10 protein-coding genes are annotated in these 14542 nt (G+C 72.4%); 6 read left to right on the forward strand and 4 right to left on the reverse strand.

The genetic code is table 11. The annotated features are described in order from the left end of the window. Positions 1-394: 394 nt before the first annotated feature. Both WBN91_RS27395 and glnA read right to left on the reverse strand, forming a co-directional pair. Complete coding sequence (locus WBN91_RS27395; RefSeq protein WP_337727323.1) at positions 395-4432, reverse strand: FkbM family methyltransferase; 4038 nt, start codon at positions 4430-4432, stop codon at positions 395-397. Positions 4433-4443: 11 nt separating this feature from the next. Continuing rightward, positions 4444-5787 (reverse strand): type I glutamate--ammonia ligase, encoded by a 1344-nt coding sequence (gene glnA / locus WBN91_RS27400; protein WP_337727322.1) that lies wholly within the window; start codon positions 5785-5787, stop codon positions 4444-4446. A 45-nt stretch (positions 5788-5832) separates the two neighbouring features. Here glnA and WBN91_RS27405 point away from each other — a divergent pair, with 45 nt between their 5' ends. Genes WBN91_RS27405 through WBN91_RS27415 form a run of 3 tightly spaced genes read left to right on the forward strand, consistent with a single transcriptional unit; the run spans position 5833 to position 8550 of the window. Next, positions 5833-6474 (forward strand): LppX_LprAFG lipoprotein, encoded by a 642-nt coding sequence (locus tag WBN91_RS27405; protein ID WP_337727321.1) that lies wholly within the window; start codon positions 5833-5835, stop codon positions 6472-6474. Then, positions 6471-8003 carry an MFS transporter gene (locus WBN91_RS27410; protein WP_337727320.1) on the forward strand — a complete coding sequence of 511 codons (1533 nt, stop codon included), beginning with the start codon at positions 6471-6473 and terminating at the stop codon, positions 8001-8003. Before WBN91_RS27405 ends, WBN91_RS27410 begins: the two co-directional genes overlap by 4 nt. Further along, complete coding sequence (locus WBN91_RS27415) at positions 7975-8550, forward strand: TetR family transcriptional regulator (RefSeq protein ID WP_337727319.1); 576 nt, start codon at positions 7975-7977, stop codon at positions 8548-8550. Before WBN91_RS27410 ends, WBN91_RS27415 begins: the two co-directional genes overlap by 29 nt. A 7-nt stretch (positions 8551-8557) precedes the next feature. On the opposite strand, the gene WBN91_RS27420 is transcribed toward WBN91_RS27415, so the two are convergent. Then, positions 8558-9730 (reverse strand): MFS transporter, encoded by a 1173-nt coding sequence (locus WBN91_RS27420; RefSeq protein WP_337727318.1) that lies wholly within the window; start codon positions 9728-9730, stop codon positions 8558-8560. A gap of 191 nt (positions 9731-9921) precedes the next feature. Between WBN91_RS27420 and WBN91_RS27425 the strand changes: the two genes are divergently transcribed. Then, entirely contained in the window at positions 9922-10515 is a 594-nt protein-coding gene (locus WBN91_RS27425) for an HdeD family acid-resistance protein (RefSeq protein ID WP_337727317.1), read from the forward strand. Positions 10516-10627: 112 nt separating this feature from the next. Here the strand turns inward: WBN91_RS27425 and WBN91_RS27430 are convergent, their stop codons facing one another. Beyond that, positions 10628-12343 (reverse strand): NAD+ synthase, encoded by a 1716-nt coding sequence (locus WBN91_RS27430; RefSeq protein WP_337727316.1) that lies wholly within the window; start codon positions 12341-12343, stop codon positions 10628-10630. A gap of 88 nt (positions 12344-12431) precedes the next feature. Here WBN91_RS27430 and WBN91_RS27435 point away from each other — a divergent pair, with 88 nt between their 5' ends. Beyond that, positions 12432-13979, forward strand: a complete 1548-nt coding sequence (locus WBN91_RS27435) for an alpha/beta hydrolase (protein WP_443217811.1) — start codon at positions 12432-12434, stop codon at positions 13977-13979. 12 nt (positions 13980-13991) lie between these two features. Beyond that, entirely contained in the window at positions 13992-14534 is a 543-nt protein-coding gene (locus WBN91_RS27440; RefSeq protein WP_337727314.1) for a hypothetical protein, read from the forward strand. Positions 14535-14542: the final 8 nt, after the last annotated feature.

Raw genomic sequence — 14542 nt, forward strand, 5'->3', positions numbered from 1 at the left:
AAGGAAACCTCTTGACGAGGTTCATAAATTTACTGGCTATTCGGCACGCTGTTGAGTTCTCAAAGAACACGCGCTCACCATCGTGTTCCGCGTCTTACCGCGGTTCATTCCGGGGCTTTGTGTTTCGCTTGTGTTTGAAGCTTAGCTCGTTCGTTTTCGCGGTGTCAAATCGGCCGTTTCCGGTCTCTTCGCTCCGCGCCAAACTCGCTTCGCATTCAGTTTGCTTGTTTTCTCCGTGGAACCGAGGCGGCCTTCTAGACCACTTGTTCGCTTCCGGGAGTGACGCCGCAGAACTCTACCCGGCCCGATTCGCGGTGTCAACCGCTCGTTCCGGGGTCTTGCTGGCGACTCGGTAAAAGTTACTCATGACCACGCCCGAAGTCAAATCGCCTGGTCAGCGGGCTGTAGCGGGGTCCGCGGACGGCTCGCGGACCGGCACGGCGACCTGCGGGGCCGCCGGCTTGGCCTGCACCGGACGCGGTCGCAGCCACAGCGAGATGGTCCGCAGCCCCTCCATCGCCGCCACGATCTGCTCCGGCGACGCGGCCTCGCGGGTCGCGACCGGCACCAGGTCGTAGCCCCAGATGCGGAACTCCTTGAGCACCGTCACCGGGTCGTCGCCGAGGCTCTCCGTGGCCGTCGCCGAGAACTCCAGGAACACGTGCGGGCGATCCCGGCGCAGCAGGCGCACCAGTCCGGCCAACGCCCGGTGACCGCGACCCGGCGCGTCCACCCGGACGACGGACAGCTTCATGCCCTGCAACGCGGGCACGGCCTCCAGCTCCTTGTCGAGCCGGGCCGACCGCACGCGCGGCGCGTCCTCCGGCGCGTCGGGGGCCAGCGGCGCGACGGACACGCCGCCGGTCAACGCGGGCTGCGTCGCCAGTTCGCCGACGCTCTCCCACGCCGCCGCGTCCACCACGACCAGCCGGTCGGCCACGCGCTCGGGCAGGTTCACGGCGACGTTGTGCAGCAGCAACTCGCGCGCGGACGGGCACGGCTCGACCGCGACCACCGCGCCGCCGGTGCCGAACCGGCTGAGCATCCGCACGGTCTGGTAGCCGACGTACGCGCCGACGTCGAGGAAGATCCCGTCCGGCTCCACGACCGAGTCGATCAGCTCGGACAGCTCGCTCTCCCACACCCCGTTGCTGGACAGCATCGGCAGCATGAAGGCGTCGTCGGAGGGCAGCCGCAGCAGGCCGACCTCGGTCAGCACCAGCGAGCTGCGCACGTCCGGCACCGCCTCGCCGTGCCGCTCGTGTTCGCGCACGACGACCCGGCGCAGGGCGTCGGCGGTCTGCTGGGCCTGGTTGGCGGCGCGCAGGCCGGCGTCGAGCCGGTGGTCGCGGTCGCGGATGACCTCGACGACCTTCGACTCGAGCGTGTCGATCCGGTCGAGCGTGCGTTCCAGCGCGACGGCGAGCTTGTCGATGCGCTGCGCGAGCGCGTCACCCTGCTTCGCGCGCTTGGCGGCTTCGGCGACGACGGCGTCCTCGATGTCGCGGACCCGCCGGCCCTGGCCGGCCATGTCGGCGCGCACCCGGACCACGCCGTCGTCCAGGCCGAGCAACTGGTCGGCGAGCTGGCCTTGGCGCTCGACGTGCTCCTCGATCTCGGCGCGCAGCACTTCGAGTTCGCCGAGGCCGACGCCGGTGGTCAGCTCGTCCTGGCGGCGCACCAGCTCGGACACCGTGCGCTCGACGCCATCGACGAGGGAGTTGAGGACGTCGCGCATGTGGTTGTCGTAGTGGTCGAGCACGCGCAAGACCATCTTGCGCAGTTGCGGTGCCATCGGCGTGCGGCTGGCCGTGCCGACGTCGGGTTGGCGCAGCAGGGCGTGCTTCGCCGAGTGCAACGCCTTCATCGGGTCGACGGCCGGGCTGGTGCGGGTGGCGGCGCGGCGGGAGCGCCAGGTGCGGTAGGCGTGCTCGACGCGTTCGCGCATGAGGTCGCCGACGCGGGCGACGCTGCGGGTGGCCAGGCGGGCGCGGCCCTTCTCGCCGATGGCGCGGGCGGCGGGCAGGTCGTCGGCGAGCGCGCGCAGCAGCTTGGCGGCGGCCTGCCCGTCCGGTTCGACGCCCTGGCGGCACGGCACGAAGACCACGGACTGCTTGTCGAACAGCTCGGTCACGGCGCCGTGGTCGGCGACCAGCAGCGGGATGCCCCGGGCGGCGTGCGCGGCGAGGGCGCGGGTGACGCGGTCGCCGCTGCCGCGGTGCAGGGAGACCAGGCAGTCGACCGGGCCGAGGTCGTCCACGAGTTCGATGCGCGGGTCGGCGGCGGTGGCCAGGCGCAGGCGTTCGGCGGCTTCGGGGTGGTCGTCGGCGTGGGAGACCTCGATGCGCAGCGTGACGTCGTTGCGGTCGGGGAAGGCGGCGAGGAACGCGGAGACCGCGCCGAGGACGTTGCCCTCGCGGTCGATGGCGTGGTCGGCGAGCGCTCCGAGGACGACGCCCTCGTGCTCGTCGTGGGGTTCTCCGTCGAGGACCGGCAGCGGGAGGACGCGCACGGTCGGCCCGCCGGGGCGTTCGACGGCGGCGCGGGTGGTCTCGGACGGCACCCACAGCTCGTGCGCGTCGGGCGAGGCGCCGGTGTCGAGCCGGTAGTCGACGACGTGCCGGCCGGCGGGGACGGGGGTGTCGTCGACGCGGACGACGACCGGGTAGCCGAGGCCGGTGGACATGGGCAGGCCGGACGCGCGGGCGGCGGCGTGCAGGAGGTCGGCGATCGGGCCGGTGCCGAGGACGGAGACGCCGAGCTGGTCGAGCAGGGCGGGGGCGTCGGCGCGGGCGCTGGGGACGGCGGGGACGGGCAGCCGGCCGGAGGCGACGCCGGGGCCGGCGCACCAGTCGCGGTAGGCGGCGGCGTCGGCGCCGAACGGGTCGGGGAACTGGGTTTGGAGGGCTTGGTCGCCTTGCCACAGGGCGGCGGACCAGCGGGTGCTGCCGGGGAGGCTGTCTGCCGGTTCGCAGGCCCAGGCGAGGAACGCCGCGCCGCCGTCCGGGCCGAACGCCGGGGCGGGGTGGGGCTGGTGCTCCGGCGGGGCGCCGCCAGCAGGTGTGGCGGTGCCGGGCTTGGCGGTGCCGGGCTTGGCGGTGCCGGGCTTGGCGGTGCCGGGCTTGGCGGTGCCGGGCTTGGCGGCGGCGAGCTTGGCGGCGGCGGGCTTGGCGGCACCGGGTGTGGCACCGGCGGCGGGTGGCGTGGCTCCGGTGGCGGGCTGGTCGGTCGGTGGTGCGACCGGAGTGCCGTTGACCTGCGGTTTTGTCGGCGACGGGTGGCCGCCGGCCCCCGCTTCCATTGTCTCACCGGGGTCTGACAATTCCGGTTCGGCGGGCTTGAGGTGCTCGGCGGGCTTGGCGGGCGCGGCGGCGGGGGCGGGTGAGGTGTCGCGGACGTGGTGGGTCGGGTTGAAGACCGAGCCCGGGGTTTTGCGGGACGCCTCGCGGTAGGCGGTGCGCAGGGGGTCCGGGATGGGGGTGCCGTCTTCCAGGCGGCCGAAGCCGTAGGGGACCTGGGATTGCTGGCTCCAGCCGCGTTTGACCAGGTCGGCTCGGTAGCTCGTGCAGAGTTCGGCCAGTTCGCGGTGTTCGGACAACAACACCCTGGGGCGGGTGGCGAAGTCCGCGGACAGGAGCCACGGGCGGCGGGGGTCGAAGCCCTCGAAGTGGACTGTGCGGAGGGGTTCGCCCAGCACCGTCAGGGTGCCGTCGGCGCGGCGGTGGAGGTCGCGTTGGCCGGCGTTCCACGCGGACAGGCCGATGGTGGCGTCGCGGAGGACGTGCAGGCTGACCAGGGCCGGGGCCATGTCGAGCACGGCCTTGGTGGCGTCGGGGGTGCGGCGGAGCTGTTCCTCCAGGGAGCGGAGGAACGGTTCGGCGCCGGGGGCGACCGCCAGGAAGCCCGGGTCGAAGACGCCGGTTTCCAGCAGTTCCGCCGGGGTGGGGCGCAGGCCGTCGTCCGGGAGGGGGCGCAGGGCGCGCGGGAGCAGGACCAGGGGGCCCTGGCGGACGGCGGTCAGGAGCTGGTCGGTCAGCGGGCCCAGGACCTGGGTCCACGGGGCCAGGTAGAGGACCGGCAGGCCCTGGCCCAGGAGTTGCTCCAGCAGCCTCGGGCGCAGCAGGCCGCACAGTTGCGCGGCGGTGCAGCCGGTGGCGAGTTCGGCCAGTTCGGTCGGGGTCACGCCCAGGTCGGCGGGCGTGATCAGGCCCGGTCCCGAGTTCTCCGGGAGGGCGTCGACGACCAGCGCGAGGAACCGCGCCTCCGGGTGGTTGGCCAGGAAGGAGTTCGACAGCACCTTGACCGCCGGCAGCTCGGCGGCCGTGGCCACCGTGCACGCGATCAACCGGGGAAGGGCTTCCGAACTCGCGGGCACCTCGGTCACGGTCTGCAAACCTAGCTTCTCCGAGTGCCCGGTGTGGACCACCCGCACGGGTTGTTCCCTCACAGGACCGGCAGGAGCGTTCGGAGCTCGTAGGGCGTGACGCTGCGCCGGTACTGGTCCCACTCGTTGCGCTTGTTGCGCAGGAAGTAGTCGTACACGTGTTCGCCCAGCGCCTCGGCGAGCAGCTCGGAGTTCTCCATCTCGGTCAGCGCCTCGCCCAGGTTCTGCGGCAGGTTGTCGTACCCGGCGGCCCGGCGTTCGCGGTCGGTGAGCGACCACACGTCGTCCTCGGCGGCCGGGGGCAGCTCGTAGCCCTTCTCGACGCCCTTGAGGCCGGCGGCGAGGATCACGGCGTAGGCCAGGTACGGGTTGCACGCCGAGTCCAGCGACCGGATCTCCACCCGGCGCGAGGACGACTTGCCCGGCGAGTACATCGGGACGCGGACCAGCGCGGACCGGTTGGCGTGGCCCCAGCACACGGCGGTCGGGGCCTCGCCGCCGACGATGAGCCGCTTGTAGGAGTTGACCCACTGGTTGGTGACGCCGGAGATCTCGCGGGCGTGCTTGAGCAGGCCGGCGACGAACGCCTTGCCGGTGTCGGACAGCTGGTAGGGGTCCTCGGGGTCGTAGAACGCGTTCTGGTCGCCCTCGAACAGGCTCACGTGGGTGTGCATGCCGGAGCCGGGCTGGTCGGAGAACGGCTTGGGCATGAAGCTCGCGCGCACGCCCTGCGTGATCGCGACCTCCTTCACCACGTACCGGAAGGTCATGACGTTGTCGGCCATCGTCAGGGCGTCGGCGTAGCGCAGGTCGATCTCCTGCTGGCCGGGCGCGCCCTCGTGGTGGCTGAACTCGACCGAGATGCCCATCGCCTCCAGCGCCTCGATGGCGTGGCGGCGGAAGTGGGTCGCGGTCTCGTGGCTGGTCTGGTCGAAGAAGCCGCCGTTGTCGGCTGGGAGGGGCTCGCTGCCGTCGTCGGGGAGGTTCTTCAGCAGGAAGAACTCCATCTCCGGGTGGACGTAGCAGGTGAAGCCCGCCTCGCTGGCCTTGGCCAGGGTGCGGCGCAGGACGTGCCGGGGGTCGGCCCACGACGGGGAGCCGTCGGGCATCGCGATGTCGCAGAACATGCGGGCCGAGTAGTGGTTGTTGTCCGGGGTCTTCCAGGGCAGCACCTGGAAGGTGGACGGGTCGGGCTTGGCGACCATGTCCGACTCGTAGACCCGCGCGAAGCCCTCGATGGCGGAGCCGTCGAAGCCGATGCCCTCGCTGAAGGCGCCTTCGAGCTCGGCGGGCGCCACCGCGACCGACTTGAGGAAGCCGAGGACGTCGGTGAACCAGAGCCGGACGAACCGGATGTCCCGTTCCTCAAGGGTGCGGAGGACGAACTCCTGCTGGCGGTTCATGTGACGAAGCCTAGGTGCGAGGCGGGTGGATCTACCATTCCGGGTATGTTCCGTCGCCGCGTCCTGGTAGGCGCGCTCGCATTGCTGCTGGCCGGGTGCACGTCGTCCTCCGGGGACCTGCCGGCGGGAGCCGAGGTGCTCGACAAGGCCGCCGCGGCCATGCGGTCGGTGACCAGCACCCACTTCACGATCAAGGTGGACGGCGAACTGCCGAACGTGACCGTGAAGGACGCCGAGGGCGACCTGAACTCCGCGGGTGACTCGAAGGGCCGGGCGAAGGTCGACCAGTTCGGGCAGCTGCTCGAGGTCGAGTACGTGCTGGTGGAGTCGGACCTGTACTTCAAGGGGCCGACGGGCGGGTTCACCCGGCTGCCCGCGGCGCTGGCCGGCCAGGTGTACGACCCGACGGCGATCCTGAACCCGGACAAGGGCGTGGCGAAGGTCCTGTCCAGCGCCAAGGACGCCAAGACCGTGAGCAGCGACGGCGGGGTGACCGTGGTCGAGGCGACCGTGCCCAAGGACGTTGTGGGCGGGCTGGTGCCGGGCATCGGGGCGGACGTGAAGGCGACCTTCTCGGTGAAGGACGACAAGCTGACCAACGCCGTGTTCGCGCTGCCCAGCGGCGCGAAGGTCACCGTGGCGCTGTCGGACTTCAACAAGTCCTTCACCGTCGAACCGCCGAAGTGACCTCCCGCCGCCTGGCGATCGGCGCGGGCGCCGTCGCGGTCCTGCTCGGCGCGCTGGACGCGTACGTCGTGGTCGGCGTGCTCGTGGACATGGTGCGCGACCTGGGCATCCCGGTGAACAAGCTGGAGCGGGCCACGCCGGTGGTGACCGGGTACCTGCTCGGGTACGTGGCCGGGATGCCGCTGCTGGGGCAGCTGTCGGACCGGTTCGGGCGGCGGCTGGTGCTGCACCTGTGCCTGGCCGGGTTCGCGCTCGGCTCGGCGGTCACGGCGCTGGCGGACGACCTGCCGCTGCTGGTCGCGGGGCGGGTGGTGCAGGGGTTGGCCGGTGGGGCGCTGCTGCCGGTGACGATGGCGCTGGTCGGCGACCTGTGGGAGGCGCGGCGGCGGGCCGGCGCGCTGGGGGTCGTCGGTGCGGCGCAGGAGCTGGGGAGCGTGCTCGGCACCCTGTACGGGGTGGGCGTGACGTCCCTGTTCAACGCCTGGTCGGTGTTCGAGTCGTGGGAGCCGCAGAGCTGGCGGTGGGTGTTCTGGGTGAACCTGCCGTTGGCGCTGGTGGCGGCGTTGGTGGTGCACCGGACCGTGCCCGGTGGGGGTCGGTCGCACGTGCGGGTCGACGTGGTCGGCGGGGCGTTGTTGGCGTTGTCGCTGTCGTTGCTGGTGGTGGGGCTCTACAACCCCGATCCGGAGCACGCCGTGCTGCCGCCCTGGGGGTGGCCGGTGCTGGGTGCGTCGGCGGTGGTGTTCTTCGGGTTCGTGTGGTGGGAGCGGCGGTCGTCGGTGCGGCTGCTGGACCTGTCCTCGGTGCCGGTCCGACCGTTCCTGGCGACGCTCGGGGTGTCGTTGGCGGCCGGTGCGGCGCTGATGGTGACGTTGGTGGACGTCGAGCTGTTCGCTCAGACGGTGTTGCGGCTGGACTCGGCTTCGGCGGTGGCGTTGCTGGCGCGCTTCCTGATCGCGTTGCCGGTCGGTGCGCTGGTCGGCGGCTGGTTGGCGGCGCGGGTCGGTGACCGGTGGGTGTCGTTCGCCGGGTTGGTGGTCGCCGGGGTCGCTTACGTGCTGATCGCGCGGTGGCCGGCGGATGTGGGCGGGTTCGTGGTGTCCCGGGACCTGGCGGTGGCCGGGTTCGGGCTCGGGTTGGTGATCGCGCCGGTGTCGTCGGCGGTGCTGCGGGTGGTGCCCGCGGCGCAGCACGGGGTGGCGTCGGCGGCGGTGGTCGTGGCGCGGATGACCGGGATGCTGGTCGGCGTGGCGGCGCTGTCGGCGTGGGGCCTGCACCGGTTCCGGGAGCTGACCGCCGGGTTGGACACGCCGCTGCCGTTCGGGGTGGAGCCGGCGGAGTTCCAGCGGCGGGCGGAGGCCTACCAGCGGGCGCTGGTGGACGCGCTGCTCACCGAGTACCACGAGATCTTCTTGATCACGGCCGTGGTGTGCGGTGTGGGCGCGGTGCTGTCGCTGCTGCTGCCCGGGAGGCAACGGTCGGGTTGGATATCATCCGGCCGTGGCGTGGAACACCGAGGAGACGCGTAGGCGGCTGTTGGAGGCCGCGGTCGTCGAGTTCGCCGCGCACGGCCCGGCCGGGACGCGCATGGAACGCATCGCCGCGCGCGCCGGGATCAACAAGGAGCGGCTCTACAACTACTTCGGCGACAAGGAGCGGTTGTTCCAGACCGTCCTGTCCGACGAGCTGGCCAAGATCGCGGCGGCCGTGCCCCTGACCTCGTCGGACGACCTCGGTGAGCACGCGGGGCGGTGCTACGACTACCACCTGGCCAACCCGCACCTGGTGCGGTTGTTGCAGTGGGAGGCGCTCGCCCACGGGTCGGGGCCGGTGGCCGACGAGGAGGGCCGGCGGGCGCACTACGCGCGCAAGGTGGCGGCCGTCCGGTCGGCCCAGGACGCGGGCTCGATCGACGACGGGCTGGGCGCGGCCGAGTTGATGTTCATGAACATGGCCCTGGCGGCGTGGTGGGTGGCGGTGCCCCAGATCGCTCGCCTGGTGACCGGCGTGGAGGACCACGACGCCCGGCGCGCGGCCCTGGTGGAGGCCGCACGCCGGATGGCCGCGACGCGCTGAGCGTCTCTCAAGCGCGCTTGGCGCCCCAGACCAGGACGGTCGCGGCGACGACCAGCACCGCCGCGAGCACCGCGCAGACCACGGCGAAGCCCGCCGGCAGCAGTGCCGCGACCAGGACCGGGCTGATGCCGCCGCCGAGGCCGACCAGGAACGCGTAACCGGCCAGGCCCGCGCCGCGTGCCTCGCCCGACGCCTGGCCGACGACCGCCACCAGCGCCGGGATCGCCACCGCCAGGCCCGCCACGAACACCGCGCTGCCCACCAGCACACCGGCGATCCCGCCGGCCACCGCCTCGACGCCCAGGCCGAGCGCCGCCGTGAGCAGGGCGGACACCGCGACCCGGTGCGGGCCGTGGCGCGCGATCAGGGGACCGGCGAACGCGCCCAGCACGATGCCGGGCAGGCCGGGCAGGCGCAGCAGGAGGAGCGTGCCGGCGTCGTGGATGCCGTAGCGCTCGCCGACCGTCGCGCTGAGCGCGGTGTACATGCCGACGAACGTGAGCAGCAGGGTCAGGGCGCCGGGGTAGGCGATCAGCAGGGCCGGGGTGCGCAGGAGCCGGCCGAACGCGCGCCACGGTGCGCCGGTGCGGCGGGGGACGGCGGGCAGGCGGGTCAGGGCGAACGCCGTGGCCAGCAGCAGCGGGACCAGCAGCCAGAAGACCCAGCGGGGACCGGCGGCGCGGTCCACGCCCAGGGCGTAGGCCTGGCCGACCAGACCCGCCAGCAGGAACGAGCTGGACACGGCGGTCACGCCGACCGCCCGGCGAGCGGGAGGCAGGACCTCTGCGGTGTAGGCCAGGGAGACCGCCGGGACCGCCGCCGCCAGGAAGCCCTCCGCCACGCGGGCGGTCAGCAGGGGACCGAAGGAGTCGGCCGCGCCGGCGACGACGCAGGTCACCGCGCCGAGGGTGAGGCCGACGGCCATGACGTGGCGGCGGTCGTAGCGGTCGGAGGCCGTGCCGAAGAACAGGTTGCCCAGGGCGAACGCGAAGCCGAACCCGCCGCCCACCCAGGCGGCGGTGGTCAGGGACACCGAGTGGCGGGCCGCGATGCCGGGCAGCAGGGGGACGGTCAGGTAGAGCTGCGCGATCGCCAGGACCGCGGCGGTGATGAGCACGCCCACGACCACGGGCGGTCGGACCAGCCTCGTGTCGGTGGACGGTTGTGCTGTGGCGGACATGAAATCTCCAACCGAGTCGTTGGCGACCACGGTAGTGGTCAACTCCAACGGTGGAGATGGAATGTGATCCGGGTCATGAGCGGGCCGGGCGATCACTCGGGCGGGTGAGGTACGGGTTCCGCGCTGCGCGACGCCGACTCCGGGAACAGGCTCGGGGTGGCGGATCGGCCACGTTCGAGGGAGTGGGTGGGATGGCGCACTTCGGGGCGGACGACGGGACCCTGGCGCTGCTGGGCCGGGCGAAGGCGTTGCGGATCACGTTCGGGGTGGTGACCGTGGCCATCGGGGTCGCGGTGCTGGTGTGGCCGGGGATCACGTTGCTGGCGGCGGCCGTGCTGTTCGGCGTCCAACTGCTGGTGACGGGGGTGTTCTGGCTGGTCGGCTCGTTCACCGCGCACACCCGCGGCGGCGGTTACCGGGTGCTGGTGGGCGTGGCCGGGCTGCTCGCGCTGCTCGGCGGCATCCTCGCGCTGCGGGCGCCGTTCCAGACGGTCGCAGTGCTCGCGCTGATCCTCGGCGCCACCTGGGTGGTCGGCGGGGTCGCGGAGGTCTTCCACGGCTTCGGGGCCAGCGGGTGGGAGGTGTTCTCCGGCGTGGTGACGCTGGTCGCCGGGATCGTGGTGCTGGTCGCGCCGCTGTCGAGCGCGGTGGCGCTGGCTTGGTTGCTCGGGATCGCCCTGGTGGTGCTGGGCGTGGTGAGCGTCGCCGGGGCGGTCACCGAGGGGCGTGCCGCGAGCGCGGCGACCCCGCGCCCCACGGCCACGGGCACCACCGCGACCGCATAAGGCGAGCGGGCAGGGCGGCGAGTGAGAGAGCGGGCAGGGCCGAGGACGGGGTAGCGAGCGGGAGAGCGCGGCCGGCAGCCGTTGGGGGCGGCCGGCCGCGGTCCCGGGTCGGTCAGCCCTCGCGCCACCCGTTGGTGATGGGCAGCCGGCGGTCGCGGCCGAAGGCCTTCAAGGTGATCTTCGTGCCCGGCGGGTACTGGCGGCGCTTGTACTCCGCCTTGTCGACCATGCGCAGCACGCGGTCCACCAGGTCGTGGTCGAAGCCCATCTCGATCAGGTCGTGGTAGCCCTTGTCGCCCTCGACGTAGTCGTCCAGCAGCGAGTCCAGCAGGTCGTAGTCCGGCAGCGAGTCGGTGTCCACCTGGCCCGGCCGCAGCTCCGCCGAGGGCGGCTTGCTGATCGAGTTCTCCGGGATCGGCGGCTGCTCGCCCAGCTTCTCCGCCTGGGCGTTGCGCCACCGCGCCAGGTCCCACACCAGGGTCTTGAGCACGTCCTTGATCGGCGCGAACCCGCCCACCGCGTCGCCGTAGATGGTCGAGTACCCCACCGCCAGCTCGCTCTTGTTGCCGGTCGCCAGCACCAGGTGCCCGTGCTGGTTGGACAGGCCCATCAGCGCGATGCCGCGGCACCGGGCCTGCACGTTCTCCTCCGCCAGCCCGGTCAGCCCCAGCTGGTCGACGAACACGCGGACCATGTCGGCGATCGGCTGCACCGAGTAGTTCACGCCGGTCCGCTGGGCCAGGTCGTACGCGTCGGACTTCGAGTGGTCCGACGAGTACACCGAAGGCATGGACACGCAGTGCACCGAGTCCGCGCCCAGGGCGTCCACCGCCAGCGCCGCGACGACCGCCGAGTCGATGCCACCGGACAGGCCCAGCACCACCGACCGGAACCCGTTCTTGTGCACGTAGTCGCGCAGCCCGGTGACCAGGGCGTGCCACACCTCGGCCTCGTCGGACAGCGGCTCGGCGGCCTGCGGCGCGGGCAGCGGCTCGTAGGCGGGCAGCGGGTCCTCCGAGAGCACCAGGCGGCGGACCTCGAAGCCCTCGAACTCCCCGGCCGCGCGGGACGCGCCACCGGGCAGGTCCAGGTCCAGCACCACCAGGTGCTCCACGAACTGCGGCGCGCGGGTCAGCAGCTCGCCGTCCGCGCCGACCACGATCGTGTCGCCGTCGAACACCAGCTCGTCCTGCCCGCCGACGGTGTTCACGTAGGCCAGCGGGGCCTTGGCCTCGGCCGCCCGGCGCGCGACCAGCGGCAGCCGCAGGTCGTCCTTGTTGCGCTCGTACGGGGAGGCGTTGGGCGAGACGACCAGGTCCACGCCGGCCGCGCCCAGGGCGGCGATCGGACCGCCGTCCTGCCACAGGTCCTCGCAGATCACCATGCCGATCTCGACGCCGTGCAGCCGGACGACGTCCAGCGTGTCGCCGGGCGTGAAGTAGCGGCGCTCGTCGAACACGCCGTAGTTGGGCAGGTGGTGCTTGAACTGCCGCGCGACGACCTCGCCGCCGTGCAGCACGGCGGCGGCGTTGCGCATGCCCCGCTCGTCGCGGTCGAGGTAGCCGACGTAGACCGGCAGGCCGCCGGCGCCCGCGTCGTCCAGCCGCCGGGCCAGCTCGACCAGGGCGCGCCGGGAGGCCGCCGCGAAGGACTCGCGCAGCGCCAGGTCCTCCACCGGGTAGCCGGTGAGGACCATCTCGGGGAACACGACGAGGTGGGCGCCCGCCTCGACGGCCTTGCGGGACCACTCGACGACCAGTTCGGCGTTGCCCGCCAGGTCACCGACACAGGCGTTGACCTGGGCGAGGGCGAGTCGGAGCTGAGGCATGACGGCATTCTCGCTCACGCGGCGCACGAGCGGTGGACGTTGTGGCCGACGAGTCACACCTACGATCGTGGGTGTGCGCCGTTCCTTGATGCTCTTGCTCGCCGTGCCCGTGCTGGCGTCCTGCACGACGGTGGTGACGGGTTCACCCACTCCGGGGACGGTCCTGGAGCAGCGCGGACCGGCCGGGACCGTGCCCTCGGGCCTGGAGCGGTTCTACGGGCAGCAGCTCGGGTGGGAGGACTGCTCCGGGTACGCGACCACCGCCACCACCCGCGGCCAGTACCGCAACAAGAAGAACATCGAGTGCGCGCGCCTCGAAGTGCCCTTGAACTACGCCGACCCGAGCGGCAAGACCATCACGGTCGGGCTGCTGCGGCAAAAGGCGTCCGGCGACCGGATCGGGTCGCTGATCATCAACCCGGGCGGTCCGGGCGGGTCCGGCATGTCGGCCGCGGCGAGCCTGGCCGGAGCCGTGCGGGACACCGCGTTGGGCGAGCGGTTCGACCTCGTGGGCTTCGACCCGCGCGGCGTGGGCGCGAGCCAGCCGCAGGTCCGGTGCCTGACCGACGCCGAGCGGGACGTCGAACGCCTCGACACCGACGTCGACACCTCCCCCGCCGGCGTGCAGCAGACCGAGGCGGAGAACAAGACCTACGCCGAGAAGTGCGCGGCCACGACCGGCGCGGACTTCCTGGCCAACGTCGGCACCCGGGACGTCGTGCGGGACCTGGACGTCATGCGCTCGGCGCTGGGCGACGAGAAGCTCACCTACCTGGGCTACTCGTACGGCACCCACATCGGCGCCCAGTACGCGTCGGCGTTCCCGGCCAACGTGCGGGCCCTGGTGCTCGACGGCGCGGTCGACCCGACGCAGAACCAGGTGGAGTCGCTGATCGCGCAGGCCGCCGGGTTCCAGCAGGCGTTCGACGCCTTCGCGCAGTGGTGCGCCCGGCGGCAGGACTGCGCGCTGGGCAAGGACCCTTCGCAGGCCAGCAAGGTGTTCCGGGACCTGACCCTGCCGCTGGTGCAGCGGCCGGTGGACGTGGGCGACCGCAAGCTGTCCTACAACGACGCCATCACCGGCGCGATCCAGGCCATGTACAGCGAAGAGCTGTGGTCGCCGCTGAACTCGGGCCTGACCGAGCTGAAGAACAACAGCGGCGAGGTGCTGCTGAGCCTGGCCGACGCGTACTTCGACCGCGACCGCGAGGGCAAGTACTCGACCATCACCGACGCGTTCACCGCGATCAAGTGCGTCGACGAGCCGCGGGTGACCGACCGGGCGGTGCTGGACGACGTGGCCCGCCGGTACAAGGCCGCGGCCCCGTTCCTGGACGACGGCAACCCGCCGGTGGGCGCGCTGGACGCGTGCGCGTTCTGGCCCGTGCCGCCGACCGTGGAGCAGCCCAAGCCGGTGTCGGGCCTGCCGCCGGTGCTGGTGATCTCCACGACCGGCGACCCGGCGACCCCGTACGAGGCGGGCGTCAACCTGGCCAAGGCGCTGGGCGGCGGGCTGCTGACCTACGAGGGCAACCAGCACACGGTCTACTTGCAGGGCAACGAGTGCGTGGACCCGATCGGCGACGACTACCTGATCGACCTCAAACTGCCCGCGCAGGGCAAGCGCTGCTCGTAGAGTCCGAGGGCGATGATCACCTACAAACACGTCGCCTTCGCCCTGCTGGACGCCGGCCTGCTCACCCAGGAACGGGTGCGCGCGGTGCTGGACCGGTCCGCCGACCGCCTCGACGAGCACCTCGACCCGCCCGCGGTGGCGTGCGCGTTGGAGGACTTCGGCGCGGCCGTGTCGGTGCCCGTCGACGACGTCGGTGACCTGGTCGGCGCCTACGCGTTCCTGCTCGACCGGGCCGCCGCGCTGACCGGTGGCGCGGTCACCGTGTCCGACGTCGAGCTGCGCGAGGGCGAGTTCTCCTCCGACGGCGTCCGGGACGACGTGCTGGAGTTCGCGGTGAACGGCCGGCGCGTCACGGTCGACGCCGAACACCGCTCCGACCGGTACGTGGACCACCTCGCGGCGACCGACGCCGTGGACGCCCTGGCCCCCGACGACTCGCGGACGTTCCACTACGTCGACTTCGACGGCGGTACCGGTCGCGACACGATCCTGGTGCTGGCCACCCCCGAGCAGGCCCGCACCCTGGAGGACCACCTCGGTCTGAAGCTGCACTAGACCGTAGG

The organism is Saccharothrix sp. CCNWYY140 (assembly GCF_037401995.1).
Taxonomy (GTDB): Bacteria; Actinomycetota; Actinomycetes; order Mycobacteriales; family Pseudonocardiaceae; genus Actinosynnema.